The 17,852-nt window shown below is 66.4% G+C and carries 14 protein-coding genes; 8 read left to right on the forward strand and 6 right to left on the reverse strand.

The window, feature by feature from the left end:
- Positions 1-45: 45 nt before the first annotated feature.
- Both ACQP2U_RS16835 and ACQP2U_RS16840 read left to right on the forward strand, forming a co-directional pair.
- Entirely contained in the window at positions 46-465 is a 420-nt protein-coding gene (locus tag ACQP2U_RS16835) for a hypothetical protein (protein WP_433715528.1), read from the forward strand.
- 27 nt (positions 466-492) lie between these two features.
- Positions 493-1,404, forward strand: a complete 912-nt coding sequence (locus tag ACQP2U_RS16840) for an SDR family NAD(P)-dependent oxidoreductase (protein ID WP_433715529.1) — start codon at positions 493-495, stop codon at positions 1,402-1,404.
- On the opposite strand, the gene ACQP2U_RS16845 is transcribed toward ACQP2U_RS16840, so the two are convergent.
- Entirely contained in the window at positions 1,365-2,462 is a 1,098-nt protein-coding gene (locus ACQP2U_RS16845; protein WP_433715530.1) for an epoxyqueuosine reductase, read from the reverse strand. The two genes, ACQP2U_RS16840 and ACQP2U_RS16845, sit on opposite strands and share 40 nt — an antisense overlap.
- Before the next feature lie 67 nt (positions 2,463-2,529).
- Positions 2,530-3,108 carry a phosphatase PAP2 family protein gene (locus tag ACQP2U_RS16850; protein ID WP_433715531.1) on the reverse strand — a complete coding sequence of 193 codons (579 nt, stop codon included), beginning with the start codon at positions 3,106-3,108 and terminating at the stop codon, positions 2,530-2,532.
- A 122-nt stretch (positions 3,109-3,230) separates the two neighbouring features.
- Here ACQP2U_RS16850 and ACQP2U_RS16855 point away from each other — a divergent pair, with 122 nt between their 5' ends.
- The 3 genes from ACQP2U_RS16855 to ACQP2U_RS16865 are packed head-to-tail and all read left to right on the forward strand — an operon-like array spanning position 3,231 to position 5,285.
- Entirely contained in the window at positions 3,231-3,887 is a 657-nt protein-coding gene (locus tag ACQP2U_RS16855) for an urease accessory protein UreF (protein ID WP_433715532.1), read from the forward strand.
- Between the two features lie 41 nt (positions 3,888-3,928).
- Positions 3,929-4,645 (forward strand): urease accessory protein UreG, encoded by a 717-nt coding sequence (ureG, locus tag ACQP2U_RS16860; RefSeq protein ID WP_433715533.1) that lies wholly within the window; start codon positions 3,929-3,931, stop codon positions 4,643-4,645.
- Positions 4,635-5,285 carry an urease accessory protein UreD gene (locus tag ACQP2U_RS16865; RefSeq protein WP_433715534.1) on the forward strand — a complete coding sequence of 217 codons (651 nt, stop codon included), beginning with the start codon at positions 4,635-4,637 and terminating at the stop codon, positions 5,283-5,285. Before ureG ends, ACQP2U_RS16865 begins: the two co-directional genes overlap by 11 nt.
- Before the next feature lie 144 nt (positions 5,286-5,429).
- Here the strand turns inward: ACQP2U_RS16865 and ACQP2U_RS16870 are convergent, their stop codons facing one another.
- Both ACQP2U_RS16870 and ACQP2U_RS16875 read right to left on the reverse strand, forming a co-directional pair.
- On the reverse strand, positions 5,430-6,203 hold the full coding sequence (locus ACQP2U_RS16870) for a hypothetical protein (RefSeq protein ID WP_433715535.1): 774 nt from the start codon (positions 6,201-6,203) through the stop codon (positions 5,430-5,432).
- Between the two features lie 215 nt (positions 6,204-6,418).
- Entirely contained in the window at positions 6,419-7,858 is a 1,440-nt protein-coding gene (locus tag ACQP2U_RS16875; RefSeq protein ID WP_433715536.1) for an NAD(P)/FAD-dependent oxidoreductase, read from the reverse strand.
- A gap of 232 nt (positions 7,859-8,090) precedes the next feature.
- Here ACQP2U_RS16875 and ACQP2U_RS16880 point away from each other — a divergent pair, with 232 nt between their 5' ends.
- Positions 8,091-9,530, forward strand: coding sequence for a cytochrome P450 (locus ACQP2U_RS16880; protein WP_433715537.1), 1,440 nt, complete (start codon positions 8,091-8,093; stop codon positions 9,528-9,530).
- A gap of 33 nt (positions 9,531-9,563) precedes the next feature.
- On the opposite strand, the gene ACQP2U_RS16885 is transcribed toward ACQP2U_RS16880, so the two are convergent.
- Both ACQP2U_RS16885 and ACQP2U_RS16890 read right to left on the reverse strand, forming a co-directional pair.
- A complete protein-coding gene (locus ACQP2U_RS16885) occupies positions 9,564-10,280 on the reverse strand; it encodes a tat pathway signal sequence (RefSeq protein ID WP_433715538.1) in 717 nt (238 codons plus the stop codon).
- A gap of 232 nt (positions 10,281-10,512) precedes the next feature.
- Entirely contained in the window at positions 10,513-10,695 is a 183-nt protein-coding gene (locus ACQP2U_RS16890; protein ID WP_433715539.1) for a hypothetical protein, read from the reverse strand.
- 278 nt (positions 10,696-10,973) lie between these two features.
- Here ACQP2U_RS16890 and recC point away from each other — a divergent pair, with 278 nt between their 5' ends.
- Positions 10,974-14,321: an exodeoxyribonuclease V subunit gamma gene (recC, locus tag ACQP2U_RS16895; RefSeq protein WP_433715540.1), complete on the forward strand. Its 3,348-nt coding sequence runs from the start codon at positions 10,974-10,976 to the stop codon at positions 14,319-14,321.
- A gap of 118 nt (positions 14,322-14,439) precedes the next feature.
- On the forward strand, positions 14,440-17,790 hold the full coding sequence (locus ACQP2U_RS16900; protein ID WP_433715541.1) for a UvrD-helicase domain-containing protein: 3,351 nt from the start codon (positions 14,440-14,442) through the stop codon (positions 17,788-17,790).
- Positions 17,791-17,852: the final 62 nt, after the last annotated feature.

The following is a 17,852-nucleotide window of genomic DNA, read 5'->3' on the forward strand; positions in this document are numbered from 1 at the left end:
GCGCCTCCCGGAGTTCGGATGCGAATCGCGATATAATTAGATGTCATGATTTCGCATGACATCACCTCGATCGAGGGTTTCATCCGCAGCTACGACGAGATCGTCGCGGCATCGGATTTCGCCGCACTGCCAAGCCTTTTCGAGCCGATGATCCTGGTGACCACGCCGACATCGAGTCGCTGTGTGAGCCGGGAGGAATTCGTGGCCGCGGCGCAGGCGCGTGCTGACCAGTTCGATGCGGGGTCGACGCCGCGCACCAGACTGGTCGAGCAAACCACCTTCGAACTGGGCGGACACTGCTGGCTGACGTCGGCCCGTTGGGCGCTGTCGCTCGGCGAGCGGTCCCTCGACGTCTACAGCGACTTCCTGGTGCGCCGCGCCGAAGACGGATTGCGGATCGCGGCGTATCTGCCCCGACAGGACCTGCCCGAACTCCTGCGGACCTCGGCAAATGATCGCGAATAGGGCGGGTCGGCGCATACAGTCGAGAGGGTGAGCGACACTCCCGCTTCGAAAAACGGCCGCCCGCTCGCCGAGCGAGTGGCCTCCCGGTTGCTGTACCCGACCGCACGGCCGCGCCAGAAATCGCTGCGGGGGGCGGTCGAGGGCCGGATCGTGCTGGTGACCGGTGCGTCGCACGGCATCGGCAGGGCGAGCGCGCGCAAAATTGCCGCGGCTGGGGGGATCGTGCTGCTGGTTGCGCGCTCCGTCGATGCGCTGGAGCAGGTCGCGGCCGAGATCACCGCCGAGGGCGGCACCGCACACGTGTACCCGACGGATATCACCGATATGGATGCCGTCGAAAATCTCGGGCGCAATCTACTGGCTGAACACGGCCATATCGATGTGCTGATCAATAACGCGGGCAAGTCGATTCGCCGCTCGATCGACGAATCCTACGGCCGATTCCACGATTTCACGCGCACCATTGATGTGAACTATCTCGGGCCGGTCCGGCTGCTGCTCACCTTGCTGCCGGGTATGCGCGAACGCAAACAGGGCCATATCGTCAATATTTCGACCTGGGGCGTGCTCATGCCGCCCGCCCCGCGGTGGGCCGCGTACGGCGCTTCCAAATCCGCTTTCGATGTCTGGTTGCGCAGTGCCGCAGCGGAGATCGCCGCCGACAAGGTGACGATGACCGCCATCTACATGCCGCTCGTACACACGAGGATGAGCGCGCCGACGGACTTCAGCCGCGTTCCCGGGCTCACCATCGACGAAGCCTCCGATCTGGTCTGTCACGCTGTGGCCGCCAAGCCGCGCAAGATCGCGCCCTGGTGGTCGCCAGGAGTCCAGGCGTGGTCCAATTTGACCCGAGGAGGGGCGCAGCGCTTCATGGAACGTGCGTTCCTCGCTGATCGTTATACGCCCCGTGTCCGGCGCGGACGCGGGCCGATCTGATCGAGCAGGAGGTTGACCTCGTCCGGGAAACCGTTGGTCACCGCCTTCGGCGTCTTGTTCGGGAACCGGCGCGTGACATGTTCTTCCGCGGCTGATCCCGGCAAGACATAGACGGGTTCGTCCTTGTTCTGCAACGGACGCACGACATCGTCGAGGTGCGTCTTGCGATCGTCGAGGTAGGCGCCGATCACATCCTCCCCGGCCGGGCAGACGGCCATGCAGTATCCCGCCTTGTAGTTGGGTTTGAACGACAGGCTCTGCCACATCGAGAACGATTCGCCGGTGGTGACCCGCTCGCGGTATTCGGTGGCGCTATCGCTGTCGGCGACGGTTTCGGCCCAATCGGTGAAGCCGCCCATGAACTCGCGGTAGTTGTGGGTATAGCAGGCCTGGAAATCGAACCCGCCGTCATTGGTGATCGCGCCGACCGGACAGGCCGATACGCACAGCTTGCATTCCAGACACGGATTGAAATCCAGTGCGGCGCTGGGCTCATCGATCACGGCATCGGTGACCACCGTGCCCAGCAGGATGAAATTGCCGAACTTCGGGTGAATCACGTTGCGGTGGATGCCCATAACGCCCAACCCGGCAGCCTCGGCCACTACCTTGTGTGCGATCACCCAAATCCGACCCGGAAACTTGTCGACCTCCATCGGATATCCGGGCGCGGGGTAGACGGCACGGTACCCGGCATCCTGCAGGGCCCTGGTAATTCGGCGTGACACTTCATTGGTCTCGTCGTCGGCGTGATTGAATTCGGTATTGGCAAGGCTGCGCATGGTGCTGCGCAGGTTGTCCCGGTTCATCCGGACGCAGAAGGCCACGAATGTGCGGGCCGAGGGCAGGATTTCGCGTGCATGCTCGAGTTCGACCGCCACCCTCGGATCGTCCACCGGTACGAAGCCCACATCGTCGGCTCCGGCCGCGAGGCACAGCTCACGCAGCCGCGCCGCATTCAGCACCGGATCCGGTGTCGTGCGTGCCATTTCGGTCATCCGCTTGACAGTCGGATGCTCCGCCAATCGTCGCTGTCCCGTTGGTTCCTTATCCGTCATCGGCCCTCCTCATAACCACGAGACCGGATACGGCCTCAGGTAGATAGACCGCGCAGCCCACCAAAACTCATCGCACTCCGGGCGTGTCGGACGGTAAGTCGTTGGCGGTATCGCGGTTCGGGCGCAACTTGCCGGTCGTCCACGCGACGGCACCGCCGACGCCCACGCCGAGCAGCCAACCTGCCAGTACATCGGTCGGCCAGTGCGCACCGAGGTACACCATGCACCCACCGATGAACACCACCGCCACGACGAGCGCGGTGCCCGCCGCGTGGCGAATAGGGGGCGAGCGCCACTCCACCGCCAGGAATATGCCCATCGCCAGTGCCGAGGTGGCCGCAGCATGGGTGGAAGGCATTGCCCAGCTATGGATTTCGGGCCACAAGGTCAGATCTCCAGCCGGCCGTGCCCGCCTGACCACCTGCTTCAGCCAATGTGCGATGAAATCGCCCAGCAATAGACTCGCCGCCGCGATACCGCCGACCCGCCAGCTCCGCGTCGCGACCACGGCAAATACCCCTGCCAGCGCGCCGATCTCGAGCACCTCGATGCGCATTCCGGCATCGCCGATGCCCTGGATCACCTGCGTCATCGCGTCCGTGCGCCGGACCGAGATGACGCGCATGATGCTCTCATCGAACCCCATCGCGTCCATGTTTCCAGACCCCAGCGGTGGCAGGCGTCATCCCGACCCCGCCCCGGTCCGAAGATCATGTGTGGCCCGGTCGGGGTGAGGGAGCCCGACCGTGTCACGCATAGGATCGACGGGTGCACGGATCGGATGCGGGGACGGCGGGGTTGGCGACATTGTTCGCTTTGGCGGACTCGCGCCTGCCGATCGGGGGACATGTGCATTCCGGGGGAGTGGAGGAGGCGGTGGCATCCGTGCTGGTGCGGGATGTAGCGACCGTCGAACTGTATCTGCGGCGGCGGATCCAGACATCCGGACTGGTGTCGGCATCGTTGGCGGCGGCGGTGTGTGCCGGACAGTTGACCGCGCAGCGGGCCGAGGCCGAAGCCGATGCGCGGACACCGGCCCCGGCCGCGCGGGCGGCGTCGCGGGCACAGGGACGTGGCCTGGTGCGGTTGGCGAAACAGGTTTGGCCCGGGGAGGATTGGGCGGTTCTCGGTGTGCGGCCGCATCTGTCGACCGCCTTCGGTGTCGCCGGGCAGGTCTGTGGCGCGAGTCCCGAGCAGGCCGCCGCGGTCGTCGTTTACACGACCATGACCGGCGCGGCGACCGCGGCACAGCGGTTACTGGCGTTGGATCCTGCCGCAGTCGCCGCCTGCACGATCCGTCTCGGCGAACTCTGCGACCGGACCGCCGCGGCGGCCGCGACCGGACTCGCCGCGCTCTCGGACCCACTACAGGACGTACTCGCCCACCGACACCTCGTCCGCGATATGCCCCTGTTCGCGTCCTAGGCGCGCGATCGGCAAGGATGGAAGCGGAAAGGAGCACCGATATGCCACCCCACCTGATCGATGGCGAGCCGCACGATCACTCGCACGACCGGCCCAAGCGAGAACGCACGCGCGGCGATGCGCTGCGCATCGGAATCGGCGGACCGGTCGGTTCGGGCAAGACCGCCCTGGTGGCTGCCCTGTGCCGGCAGTTGCGTGACGAACTCTCGCTCGCGGTGCTGACCAATGACATCTACACCACCGAGGACGCCGATTTCCTGCGTCGGCACGCGGTGCTGCCGGATGAGCGGATCACCGCCGTGCAGACCGGTGGCTGCCCGCATACCGCCATTCGCGACGACATCACCGCGAACCTCGATGCCATCGACGATCTGATCGCGGCCAACCCGCCGCTGGACCTGATCCTGGTCGAATCCGGCGGCGACAACCTCACCGCCACCTTCTCCTCCGGCCTCATCGACGTACAGATCTTCGTCATCGATGTCGCGGGCGGCGATAAGGTGCCGCGTAAGGGCGGCCCAGGCGTGACGTTCTCGGATCTGCTGGTGATCAATAAGACCGACCTTGCCCCGCTGGTCGGTGCCGACCTCGACGTTATGGAACGCGATGCCGCGAAGGTACGCGAGGGCCGTCGCACGGCGATGATCTCGCTGACCGAGGATCCGGCCGCCACCGCGGTGCTGGCGTGGGTGCGCGAGCAACTGCAGGCAATCGCGGAACAGGACAAATCCGCCGCCGAATCCGCTGTTGCGCACTGAGGTTCGCATTGTCGCCGCAGTCGGCACGCTGCCCGAGATCCACGCGAGCGGCGGCCTCGCGGCCCGTCGCACCGGTCCGGACACCGTCCATCTGATCGGCACCGCGGCCACCCCGCTCGGTGGCGATGACCTCGAGATCCGGATCGTGGTGGGCCCCGGGGCACGGCTGGTGGTGCGCTCGGTCGCGGCAACCATCGCGCTACCGAGCACCCGGACGCCATTATCGTTGGCGCACTGGCTTTTCGACGTCGCGGGCGAGCTGGATTTCGATCTGGAGCCGACCATCGTGGCGGGCGGCGCGCACCACCACGCGGTCACCGAGGTGCGATTGACAGCTGATGCCCGGCTACGGTTGCGCGAACGCGTGCAGATCGGGCGCACCGGCGAGGACGGCGGCGGTTGGCGCGGTGACCTCTGCGCCGATATCGGTGACCTGCCACTGCTGCGACATCGACTCGAACTCGGCGCGGGTAGTGCCACCGATGACAATCTCACCGCACCACGGGCATTGGACAGCGAACTCGTCTATCCGGACGACCGACCAGCGGAAACGGACGGCCTGGTCGCCGCCCGCCTACCGCTCGCTTTGGGCGGGACCCTGTCCACACGAACGGGACCTCTGCTAGTCAGCACGCGATAGCTCCCGATTCGCCCCGGAATGTGTCATCCATCACAGCGGGCGTTTGACTAGACCGACACGGTGTAGCGATGCGCCAGGCGGGGGAATGAACAGAGGTGGGGACCCGACAACGTCGTCAGGTTCCCACCCCGGTTCGGTGCTCGATCAGTCGCCGACGACCCGTGAGGGCGCGTTGAACGCATTGACCGCGCCGACGGCCGCACCGGCCGCCGCCCCGATGGCGGCCGCGGGGACTGTGATCACGGCCGCACCGAAGCTCGCACCGAGCATCGGACCCGCGACCATGCCCACCGGCATGAACGGAAGTCCGAATACCAGACCCAGCGCCCCGCCGACCAGCGCGGAAGTCGCCGCGACCGGGACTGCCGCCCCCGCCCCCGCCGCCGCACCCATCGCGGCGGTGCCGATGGTTTGTCCGGCGATCCGGTCGGAACGACTGCGCTCCATGCCGATCGAATCGAGGAATGTCGCCAGATTCGCCTCGGCGATCGCCGAGCTGTCGTTGATCTGGATCGCCTGTTCCTGGTTGATCCATTCGGGTGCGTCGACGACGACGTCACCGAAGCGGAACCTGCCAGGTGGCGGGGCGATCGGCGGCACCGGTGCCACGGCGCCGGGCGCGTGCAGCACGCCGACGGGGGCGAGGTACTTCTTATCCGGCGCGGGACGCGACCACTGCAGCGAGCTCTTGGTGTCGTCGGGGATCTGCAGACCCTCGTACGGCATCGCGTTGGGGGCGTCGGCCGCGGGCCACTGCGGCTTCTGCTCCGGCTGGGCCACCGTATTCGACTGTGCGGGCTCGGCATTAGCGGTGCCGGTGCCTACCAGCGCCAGAACGAGCGGTACTGCGCCCGCCGCGACCATCGTCCCCATCTTCTGCCGCTGCGGGTTAGGAGCTCTGTGCTTACCTGTCCCCATACATCGCCTTCCATCCGGAGAAATGTCATCCGACATTCGGATTCGAGGCGCGCTCGGATGGGTGGAGATTACGATGTGGCAACGTCCCGGCATGAATTCGCTAACTATTAGCTGCCTTGAGTCGCTGTCCGTATTCAGCACTGTCCGGATGAACCCGTTCGAGTATCCGGTAGCACTGGCACAGGATTCGGTGCGCGAGCGGGCCGGACAGCGAATCAGCCCACCTTGCGGTCGGCAGCCTTCTCAGTGAGCCCGGCTTTCCCGTTCTCCGCGGGTGGTGCGCCCAGCGCGGCCGCGAGGTCGTCGGCCTCCTGCTGATCGGCCTGTACCGCCTCCACCGCGAGCCGGGCGAAGACCCACTGCTCGGTGGCCGCCATCTGCCCGCGGGTGCGGCCGAGGAAGGTCACGAACCACTGGATGACGGTGATGATCCGGCTGCGGTAGCCGACCAGGTAGTACAGGTGCAGCGCGAGCCAGGCCAGCCAGGCGATGAATCCGCCGAACTCCAGCTTGCCGACCTGGCAGACCGCGCTGAACCGCGACACCGTCGCCATGCTGCCCTTGTTGAAGTACTTGAACGGCTTGCGGTCCTGCGGCGCTTGGCCTTTGAGTCCGGCCTTGATCTGCTTGGCCGCATAGGTCGCCCCCTGGATCGCGCCCTGTGCCTGACCGGGCACATTCGGCACCGACATCAGGTCGCCGACAACGAACACATTCGGGTGGCCCTTGATGGTCAGATCCGGTTCGACGATCACGCGTCCGGCGCGGTCGGTCTCGGTGCCGTCGGAGCGTTCGGCGAGCATCTTGCCCAGCGGGCTGGCCTGCACACCGGCCGACCACACCTTGCACGAGGATTCGATCCGGCGCACCGTGCCGTCGGCATCCTTCACCGTGACCCCGTGCGCGTCGACATCGGTGACCATGGCGTTGAGCTGGATCTCGACACCCATCTTCTCCAGCCGCCGCTTGGCCTTACCGCCCAGCTTCGGACCCATCGGGCCCAGCACCGCACCCGCGCCCTCGACCAGGATCACCCTGGCATCGCGCGGATCGATGTTGTGGAAGGTGCCCTCCAGGGTGCGATCGGCCAGTTCGGCGATCTGACCGGCCAATTCGACACCGGTAGGTCCGGCACCGATCACCACGAAAGTGAGCAGGCGGTCCCGCAGTTCCTGAGTGGTGGCCAGTTCGGCGCCTTCGAATGAGCCAAGGATGCGCGCGCGTAGCTCCAGCGCGTCATCGATGGTCTTCATGCCGGGGGCATAGGTGGCGAACTGGTCGTTTCCGAAGTAGGACTGCTGCGCGCCGGTCGCCACGATCAGACTGTCGAACGGGGTGACGGTGTTCTGGTTGAGCAGCTGCGAGGTGACCGTCTTGTGCTCGAGATCGATATCGATGACATCGCCGAGCAGTACCTGGGCGTTCTTCTGCTTGCGCAACACCAGCCGGGTCGCGGGGGCGATCTCGCCGACCGACAGGATGCCGGTGGCGACCTGGTAGAGCAGCGGCTGGAACAGGTGGGTCGAGGTCTTGGAGATCAAGGTGACGTCGACGTCGGCATGCTTGAGGTGCTTGGTACCGAACAAGCCGCCGAATCCGGAGCCGATCACCACCACCCGGTGGCGATGGTTCTCCTCGACAGACTGAGTGCTCATCGTCGGTGCTCCTCAAACCTGGGGTGCGGCCCCTCGAACGTTGTTGACCCGACTTACGGTAGTCGGCGCTGTCCTGGCCGTCACGGCGAGATCCCGGTTGCTGATGTGCCGATTCTTTTCGAGCGAACGAATGTGAAAAAGAGAATACGATAGATCCTGTCGTTCAGGGAGGTTTGTCATGGTCGGCGGGGGCCGTGTCCTACACATCCGCAGCGGGAATGGAAAGCCCAGCGTGCGGCCCGAATCCGAGAATGTGTCGCTCATCGACATCCCGGACGACCACCTGATCGATCGACTGCTGCGCCGAGTTCCCGAACGTCCACACGTGCTGGCCTCACCGCCGAACGGCAGCAGCGCGACCGCGGTAACGGGCGATGCCGGACTTCCGTATTTCGGCCGGGGTCTGCACTATCTGCGCTGGGGTCCGGCGGAAATGATGCAGCGGTATCGCCGCTACGGTCCGGTATCGCTGAATTCGTCGCTCGGCGTGGATCGGGTGCTGGTCTGCGGTCCGGAGGCGATCGATGAGGTGCTCGGGAAGCGGCGTCGCGATTTCGGCCAGGGCTGGGACTACTTCATCGGCCCGTTCTTCCGGCGCGGACTGCTGCTACTGGAATTCGACGAGCACATGTTCCATCGCCGGATCATGCAGCAGGCATTCACCAGGGAGCGGCTGGAGGCGCATCTTGCGACATTGACGCCGGTAGCGCGGGCCGCCATCGATCGGTGGGTGCCGCGCAACGGCGGCACTGTCCGGCTCTACCCGACGATCAAGGAACTGACCCTGGAGATCGCGGGCGAGACCTTCATGGCCGTCGATGTCGGGGCGCAGCGCCGCAAGCTCATCGATGCGTTCATCGATTGTACCCATGCCGGGCTGTCGGTTATTCGACATCCGGTGCCAGGCGGCAATTGGCGTGCCGGGCTGCGCGGACGCAAGGTGCTCGAGCAGTACTTCACCGAGATGCTGCCGCGCAAGCGCCAGATCGAGTCGGCGGATTTCTTCTCCGGACTGTGTCATGCGCGCACGGAGGACGGCGCCGCGTTCAGTGACACGGATGTGGTCAACCACATGATCTTCCTGATCATGGCCGCGCACGACACCACCACGACCACCGCCACCGCCGTGGCCTACTACCTCGGTAAACATCCCGAATGGCAGCGGAGGGTGCGCGCGGAGGTGCGTGCGGTCGATGCCGAAATCGGCGGCGCCGCAGCGACAATCGCCGATCTGGACCGGATGCGTGACCTGGATCTGGTGCTGAAGGAGAGTCTGCGCTTGATGCCGCCGGTGCCGGGACTGCCGCGGCGGGCGGTACGCGACACCGAAATCCTCGGGCACTACATTCCGGCAGGCACGCCGATCGACTGCGCGTATACCGTCAATCATTTCCTGCCGGAGCTGTGGACCCGACCGGAGTTGTTCGATCCGGAACGCTTCGGTGAAGCCCGGCGCGAGGACAAATCGCATCGACTCGCGTGGGTGCCCTTCGGCGCGGGTGCGCACAAGTGCATCGGGATGCACTTCGGAACCTTCGAGGTGAAGACGATCATTGCCGCGCTGGTGCGTGATTACGAGTGGGAACTCCCGGGGGATTACCGAATGCCGTGGGGGTTCACGACGATTCCCTTCCCCCGGGATGGCGCGCCCGTGCTATTGCGGCGCCGCTAGCGATCGCTTGCGGGTCGTTCGACACCGATCAGCTCAGCGACCGCTGAACAGCAGTTCGGCGACCTTGGTGTCGGTCGCGGCGCCTTCGGTGTAGCCGCCGTCGCCGCCGAGCGAGCTCATGATGGCCAGCGTGTACCGCTCGCCGGGTCCGGCGAAGCCGACCGAGTTCACCACCCAGCCGCCCTGCTCTTCGGACCAGCCGTTCTTGAGCCCGGGCCGCATCGCGGCACCCGCACCCCACACACCCCAGTGCTGGTTGCTGTCGACCGAGCGCATGCGGTCGAACAGGTAGTTCCGGTCGTCGGGGTGCATATTGTTGAAGATCGAGTCCATCAGCCGATCCAGATCGGCGGGGGTGCACTTCTGGAACGACCAGTCCGGGAACATCGCGGTATTCGTCGGCTGCGGAACCAGGTTCACCATGCCGCTGGCGCGGAAGGCGTTGTTGTAGGCCATCCGATCGATGCCGGCGTACTTGTTCCAGAGGATATCGGCGGCCTGGTCATTGGAGGTGGCCAGCATCGATTCCATCAGGCCGCGGTCCTCGGGACCGAGGCCGATCACGCCGGCCCGCGCGCGGTTGAGCAGATCGGCCGCGATCGCCAGTTTGATGGTGGAGGCGGTCCAGACCGAGTTCTCCGCATTCTCGTTCGCGTACACCCCACCGCTCACACGATCGCGGACCACGTAACCGGTTACGCCGGGGCGACTCTTCAAATACGCGTCGACAGCGGCGATTCGGCTGCTCATATCGCAATCGAATCCGGCGATGCAGCCCTGTGTATGCGCCGGAGGCGCAGCATAGGCCGACGGAATCAGCGCGGTGGTAGTGGGGACCAGGATCGCCGCAGCGGCGAGGACAGAGACAGAGGCGTGACGCACGAGGCAACACGATCGCACATCGGCGGGCCGGACGCACGTCTTGAGCTCTGCCCGACGCTGTGGTAGACGGCGTTGTGCTTGTACCGCAGCGTCTTTCGCGCTAGCGGAATGCGGCGTGCAATTCCTCGACGGTGCGACCGTTGAGGCGGTAGCAGTGGGCGAAGGCCTCGGCATGCTGATCGCGCGGCCAGGAGTGTAGGACGACGGTGCGACCGTAGGAGTGCGAGTTGACCAGCTCCCATCTGTCACCGACCCGGCGGACCGTGAACCCGCCTCTCGGCATCAGGGGAATCACCATCGCCATCATGAACGCGAACCAGCCTTTCGTGCAGCTATCCCGTTCCTCCCCGGTTGAGCACTGTTGCACATGGACGGCCGCGATCCGACGTGACACGACGAAGTAAATCGTTCCCGTGTGGCTTATTTCACTCCTGCGGGCATGGGGTCGGTAGGTTGCGTGCTGGTCGCTGGGCGTATAAACGTGCGGAAGCGCCGAGCCGTGCGGATAGTCGACTTGACGCGCGGTGCGGACATACCGGACCAACCGATGAGAGGGCGCGGATGCCGCTGCACATACATCGCGCCGAGCGCGCCGATGCGTTGGCGCTGGCGTTGGCCGCATTGCTTGCTGAACCTTTGCCGGACGCCTTCGCGGCCGAGGTGGTCGCGGTGCCCGCGAAGGGGGTGGAGCGCTGGTTGACACAGCGGTTGTCGACCGTACTCGGCGTGGCGGGTGGCTCGGACGGTGTTGCCGCGAATATCCAATTCCCGTCTCCCGGTGCGTTGGTCGCCGAAGTATCAGCGGCGGCGAGTGGGGTGCGGCCCGAGACGGATCCGTGGGCGTCGGAGCAGGTCGTATGGACCTTGCTGCGGGTGATCGATGCATCGCTGGGCGAACCGTGGAGTGCGGTGCTCGCGCGGCATCTCGGGTCCGGGGAACCCGCCGGACATCGGGTCGGTCGGCGGTATGCGACTGCCGCGCATCTGACGGCGCTGTTCGACAGTTACGCGGCGCAGCGACCTGGGCTCATACAGGAGTGGGCAGCGGGTTCGGATACCGACGGTGCCGGGCGGGCGGTGCCGGATGATTTGCTGTGGCAACCGGAATTGTGGCGGCGGTTGCGGGCCGAAGTCGGGGTGCCGAGTCCGGCCGAGCGGTTGGACGCGGCCTGCGCGCGGTTGCGGGACGCGCCGGATCTGGTGGATCTGCCTGCGCGTTTGTCATTGTTCGGGGTGACGCGATTGCCGAGCGATCAACTCGCGGTGTTGTCGGCGCTGGCGCAGCGGCGGGATGTGCATCTGTGGCTCGCGCACCCCAGTCCAGTGATGTGGGCGCAGTTGAGTGGGCTGCCCGCCGCGGTGGCGCGGGCCGACGATGTCAGTGCGACGGTGGTGCGGCATCCATTGCTCGCGGGCCTCGGCAGGGATGTGCGGGAGCTGCAGCAGCGGCTGGTCGGTGCGGTGGACCAGCACCATGCGGCTATCGGATGGAATCACTCGGGCATCCAGGAGGATTCGGGTAGGACACTGTTGGCGGCCCTGCAGTCCGGGATTCGGGACGATGTATGGCCGCCCGAACCGGCGAGCTTCGATGACCGGACCGTGCAGGTGCATTCGTGTCATGGGCCGGCACGACAGGTCGAAGTGTTGCGCGAATGTCTGCTCGGCTTGTTCGCGGCCGATCACACGCTGGAACCGCGGGATGTGTTGATCATGTGTCCCGAGGTGGAGGCGTATGCGCCGCTGGTGCGGGCGGGGTTCGGGCAGAAAATGGTGGGATCGGTGGAGTCGGTGGGGGATTCGGCGCATCCGGCGCATCTGCTGCGGGTGCGGCTCGCCGATCGGGGGCGCGGGGTGACCAATCCGATGCTCGCGGTGATCGCGGTATTGCTCGAACTCGCCGACGGGCGAGTGACGGTGACCCAGGTGCTGGATCTGGCGGCGTCCGAAACGGTCCGTCGCCGTTGCGGATTCGATGACGACGATATCGAGCGATTGCGCGAATGGGCGGCCGAATCCGGTGCGCGCTGGGGAATCGGCCAGCGCCAGCGACAGGCATTCGGGCTTGCCGACTTCGCGCAGAACACGCTCAACAGCGCGGTCGACCGCATCCTGCTCGGTGTCACCGCGGACGAATCTTGCGAGGACTGGCTGGATCTCGCGCTGCCGCTGGACGATGTGGACAGCAACGATGTCGATCTGGCTGGCCGGTTCGCGGAATTCATCGACCGACTCGCGGTCTGCCTGCGTGACCTGCGCGGACCGCGTCCGGCGCAGGACTGGGCGGCGGTGCTCGGGCGCTGCCTCGAACTGCTCACCGATGTGCCCGACAGTCAGGCGTGGGTGCGCACCGAGGCACGCCGTGAGCTGGCGGCCGCCACCGAACACGCGGGTGATGTGCCATTGCGGCTGGCGGATATCGGTGTGCTGCTGTCGAGCCGGTTGGCGGCACGACCGACAAGGGCGAATTTCCGGACCGGCGAACTGACGGTGTGCACGATGGTGCCGATGCGTTCGGTACCGCATCGCGTGGTGGTGTTGCTCGGTCTCGACGACGAGATCTTCCCGCGCACCAGCGGCGTGGACGGCGATGACGTGCTGGCCCGCAATCCGCTGCTCGGCGAACGGGATGCGCGCAGCGAGGACCGCCAACTGCTGCTGGATGCGGTGCTCGCGGCCACGGAACGACTGCTGATCTTCCACACCGGGGCCGATCCGGTGACCGGTGCGCATCGTCCGCCCGCCATCCCGGTCGCCGAACTGCTCGATGCACTGCGCGCACACGTCGGCGCGGTAGGTATGGACGCGGTGGTGACCCGACATCCATTGCAGGGCTTCGACCGTCGCAATTTCGTGGCCGAGCGCCCGTTCAGCTTCGATACCGTCGCCTTCGCGGGAGCGCGGGCCGCGGGACAACCCGCACAGCCGCGGCCCGCATTCCTGCCCGAACCGCTGCCCCCGCTCGAACCCGCGGATGTCGCACTGGCCGACCTGATTTCGTTCGTCGAACACCCGGTGCGCGCATTTCTGTGGCAGCGCCTCGGACTACGCGTTCCCGAACACGAAGACGATATTGCCGACCGGTTGCCCATCGAACTCGACGGCCTCGCCAAATGGGAGCTGGGCGAACGACTGCTGTCCGCGCGGCTCACCGGCGCGGATCCATCGACGCTGCGCGCGGCGGAGTGGCGGCGCGGGACATTGCCGCCGTTCGGCTTCGGTGGTGCGGTGCTCGACGAAGTCGAGTCGACGGTGGACAAGCTCGTGCGCGCGGCGCTGCCGGAGTACCAGGGTGCGCCGCGGGCGGTCGATATCGCGGTGGATCTCGGCAATGGCCGTCGGCTCACCGGCACAGTACCCGAGGTGCGCGGCGAATCGCTGGTTCGAACCACGTTCTCTCGGCTCGCTCCGAAACACCGCATCGCCGCGTGGGTTTCGTTGCTGGGCTTGGCGGTGACCGAGGACCGCTCGTGGCGCGCGGTCACCACCGGACGTGGACAATTCGGCCGTCCCGCATGGCGTTGCGAGCTCACGGCTCCGGAACCGCCTGCCGCACTGTCGATCCTGCGTGAGCTGGTGCGGCTGCGTGATGCCGGGCTGACCGAACCGCTGCCGGTTGCTCCCTGCGCCACCGCCGTTTACGCCGAACGTCGCTTCCGCGGCTCGAGTGCCGACGAAGCGGTGAGCGCCGCCGAACGCGAATTCAATGGTGGGCCCAACGGTCCCGGTCCGTTCGGTGACCACACCGACCGTCACCTGCGCTACATCTGGGGACCCGCTCCTCGCCTGGAACACCTTATGGCCGCGCCCGCGCCCGCGGGCGAGCCAGGGGAAACCACCCGGTTCGGGTCGCTGGCTCGTCGCATGTGGGCACCGCTATTGGCCGCCGAGAATCAGGGTCAGCCATGATGCGTACTCGTCGAAGGGAACGGCACATCGCTCGGCGCGCCTCCCGGATACGGGCGGGCGTCGGGTGGACGGTGGAGGCGAGTATCGGATTTGCCGGGCACGGAAAGGGGCGGCGGGGATGACCCTGGAGGACACCGCATTCGTCACGCCCTCGCTCGATGCCGACCGCTTCGATCCCAACGGGCCACTGCCGACCGCAACCACCGTGCTCGAGGCGAGCGCCGGTACCGGTAAGACGCATGCGATTGTCGGATTGGCGGTGCGGTATGTCGCCGAGATCGGGATCGACATTTCGCAGCTGTTGCTGGTGACGTTCAGTCGGGCGGCCACACAGGAACTGCGGGAACGAACGCGGGACCGGTTCGTCGCGGTGGCGGCGGCACTGGCCGATCCGGAGACGGCTCGGGCCCACGCCGATGAGCTGATTCGGCTACTGGCGCAGACGGATTCGGCCGAGGTGCTGTTGCGTCGGCGACGATTGCTCACCGCGCTCTCGGATTTCGATGCCGGGACCATCGCGACGACCCACAGTTTCTGTCAGCGAATGCTGGACGAGCTCGGTCTGGCGGGCGAACATGATCCCGGATCGCGGTTGGTCGAGACGATCGATGATCTGGTCGGCACGGTCGCCGATGATCTGTACCTGAATCGGTATGCCCGTGCGGAGCCGCCGTTTTCGCTGAAGGAGGCGCATACGCTGGCGCTGGCGGCGGTGCAGGATCGGCACGCCGTATTGGTGCCGAAGGGGGAGGGCTCGGCGGGGGAGCGGGTGGCCTTCGCTGCCGCGGTGCGTAAGGAAACCGAGCGCCGTAAACGCCTTGCCGGACTTCGTGATTTCGACGATCTGCTGGTGCTGCTGCACGATGTACTCGCCGATCCGGAGCACGGCCAGCGGGCCTGTGGCCGCATCCGCGAGCGGTACCGGGTCGCCCTGGTCGACGAATTCCAGGACACCGACCCGCTGCAGTGGGACATCTTGCGGCTGGCCTTCCACGGACATTCGACCCTGGTGCTCGTCGGTGATCCGAAGCAGGCCATCTACGCCTTCCGCGGCGCGGAGGTGCTCAGCTACCTCGATGCCGTCGCGCACGCCGACACCCGCATGGAACTCACCGACAACTGGCGTAGTGATGCGGGTCTGCTCGCCGCACTGGATCATCTGCAAGGCGGTGCGGCGTTGGGGCACAAGGAGATCACGGTTTATCCGGTCACCGCGACTCGTGGCTGGTCGCGACTGTCCGGCCCCCCGAACCTGACGACGCCGCTGCGCATGCGGTGTCTGCCGCGCACCGGAGCCGGGCCGTTGAACAAATCGGGATTCCCAGCGGTCGGGCGCATGCGGTCGAAGGTCGCCGAGGATCTCGCGGCAGATATCGTGCGGTTGCTCGAATCCGGTGTGCTGTTCGAGGCGAAGAGCGGACCGCGACCGATCGGGCCGGGTGATATCGCGGTATTGGTGCGGACTCGGTCCCAAATCGACGTGGTGCGAACCGCTTTGGATCGGGTCGGAGTCGCCTCGGTACTCGCCGGTGGCACCAGCGTCTTCGCCACCAGCAGTGCGACGGACTGGCTCTGGTTACTGCGTGCGCTCGAACAGCCGCATCGCTCCGATCGTGTCCGCCTTGCCGCCTGCACACCGCTACTCGGCGTGACGGCGGTCGACATCGATAGCGGCGGTGCGGATCTGGTTGGTCGCATCTCCGCCCAACTGCGGGAAGCTGCCAGGGTGTTCGCCCGCGCGGGTTTCGCGGCGGTTTTCGAAAAGATCTCCGCCGAAGCCGATCTGGCCCAACGCCTGCTCTCGGTCGAGAACGGTGAACGCGAGCTGACCGATCTGCGGCACATCGCGCAACTGCTGGATCAGGTCGCATTGACCGAAGGTCTGGGCCTCACCGCGCTGACCCGCTGGCTCGCCGACCGCGTGCGCGACCCCGCTTCCGGATCGGTCGCCGACCGCAGCCGTCGCCTCGATCGCGATGCGGCGGCCGTGCAGATCGCGACCGTGCACGCCAGCAAGGGACTCGAATTCCCCGTCGTCTACCTGCCATTCGCGTGGGACAACGCGAAGAACCCGTACCCGCAGACTCTGCTGTTCCACACCGATGACGGCGCCCGCGTACTCGATGTCGGCGGCCAGGACGCCCCTGGGTACGGCGAGCGCAAGCTGCGCAGTGAAAACGAGGAGGCGGGTGAGGAACTGCGCCTGCTGTACGTCGCGCTCACCCGCGCGATGTGTCAGATCGTCGCCTGGTGGGCGCCCGCGATCACCACCGCCAACGCGCCGTTGCATCGAATGGTCCTCGGCCGCCCCGACGGCGGGGATCTGGTACCGAGCAAGGCGGCAGTCCCGGCGGATGCTGTTGCGGTGTCGATGCTTTCGGCTTGGGCCGCCGCAGCGCCCGAGGCCATTTCGGTGGAAGGTGTCGAGCACACCGATACGGTCGAGATCCGCCGTGTGCGTACCGAACTCCCGACCGGAGCCATCGCCGCGGCGCGGTTCGCCCGCACAATGGACCTGCAGTGGCGTCGCACCTCCTATTCGGCACTGACCGCCGGTGCACACGATGCCGCTGTCCCGGAGGCCGAACCGGAGGACGACCGCGGTCCATCCGATGAACCCGGCACGCCGCTTCTCGTCGAAACCGAACCCACGATCGCCGGTGCGGCGCCGTCCCTGATGAACGCGCTGCCCTACGGCGCCGAATTCGGCACGCTGGTGCACGGTGTGCTCGAGCGAATCGATACCGACGCACCGGATCTGGCCACCGAGGTGCACACCCGCTGCCGCGCGGCCACCGAAGAGCTGATGGCCGAGGCGGATCCGGTGGTACTCGGCGCCGCCCTACTCGCCGTACTGCACACGCCCCTCGGATTCGGTTGTCTCGCTGACATTTCCACCCGCGACCGGCTCAACGAACTAGACTTCGAGCTCCCGCTCGCCGGCGGGGATATCCCCGGTGCGCATACGGTCACGCTGCGCCGGATCGCCGAACTGCTGCGGACCCATCTCCCGGCGGACGACTCCTTGTCCGGCTACGCCGACCAACTCGCGTCCCTGGACGATACCCCACTGCGTGGCTACCTCACCGGCAGTATCGATGCCGTACTGCGCATCACCGAAAACCCGAGTGCGCAGCCACACTTCGTGATCGTCGACTACAAGACCAACCGCCTCGGCACCGGCGATCTGACCGTCGACCACTACACCCACGACCGCATGGCCGCCGAGATGCTGCGCTCGCACTACCCGCTCCAGGCCCTGCTCTACGCGGTCGCCCTGCACCGCTACCTGCGCTGGCGGCTGCCCGGTTACGACCCGGCGCGCCACCTCGGCGGTGCCCGCTACCTGTTCGTGCGCGGCATGATCGGTCCCGACACTCCGTCGGGCTGTGGTGTTTTCGACTGGAATCCACCGGCCGCGCTGATCGTCGCCCTGTCCGATCTGCTGGCGGGGGAGGCTGCCCGATGACCGACGGTCGCCCGCACACCCACTGTGGTAACCGTAACCGCACCATCTTCGACAGTCATCTC

The sequence above is a fragment of the Nocardia sp. CA-084685 genome (assembly GCF_050955785.1).
GTDB lineage: Bacteria > Actinomycetota > Actinomycetes > Mycobacteriales > Mycobacteriaceae > Nocardia.

What these genes read in the sequence shown, in the direction of transcription:
- ACQP2U_RS16835 (WP_433715528.1), top strand. Translation starts at nt 46, where the DNA reads ATGATTTCGCATGACATCACCTCGATCGAGGGTTTCATCCGCAGCTAC.
- ACQP2U_RS16845 (WP_433715530.1), bottom strand. Translation starts at nt 2,462, where the DNA reads ATGACGGATAAGGAACCAACGGGACAGCGACGATTGGCGGAGCATCCG.
- ACQP2U_RS16850 (WP_433715531.1), bottom strand. Translation starts at nt 3,108, where the DNA reads ATGGGGTTCGATGAGAGCATCATGCGCGTCATCTCGGTCCGGCGCACG.
- ureG (WP_433715533.1), top strand. Translation starts at nt 3,929, where the DNA reads ATGCCACCCCACCTGATCGATGGCGAGCCGCACGATCACTCGCACGAC.
- ACQP2U_RS16870 (WP_433715535.1), bottom strand. Translation starts at nt 6,203, where the DNA reads ATGGGGACAGGTAAGCACAGAGCTCCTAACCCGCAGCGGCAGAAGATG.
- ACQP2U_RS16875 (WP_433715536.1), bottom strand. Translation starts at nt 7,858, where the DNA reads ATGAGCACTCAGTCTGTCGAGGAGAACCATCGCCACCGGGTGGTGGTG.
- ACQP2U_RS16885 (WP_433715538.1), bottom strand. Translation starts at nt 10,280, where the DNA reads ATGAGCAGCCGAATCGCCGCTGTCGACGCGTATTTGAAGAGTCGCCCC.
- ACQP2U_RS16890 (WP_433715539.1), bottom strand. Translation starts at nt 10,695, where the DNA reads ATGCCGAGAGGCGGGTTCACGGTCCGCCGGGTCGGTGACAGATGGGAG.
- recC (WP_433715540.1), top strand. Translation starts at nt 10,974, where the DNA reads ATGCCGCTGCACATACATCGCGCCGAGCGCGCCGATGCGTTGGCGCTG.
- ACQP2U_RS16900 (WP_433715541.1), top strand. Translation starts at nt 14,440, where the DNA reads ATGACCCTGGAGGACACCGCATTCGTCACGCCCTCGCTCGATGCCGAC.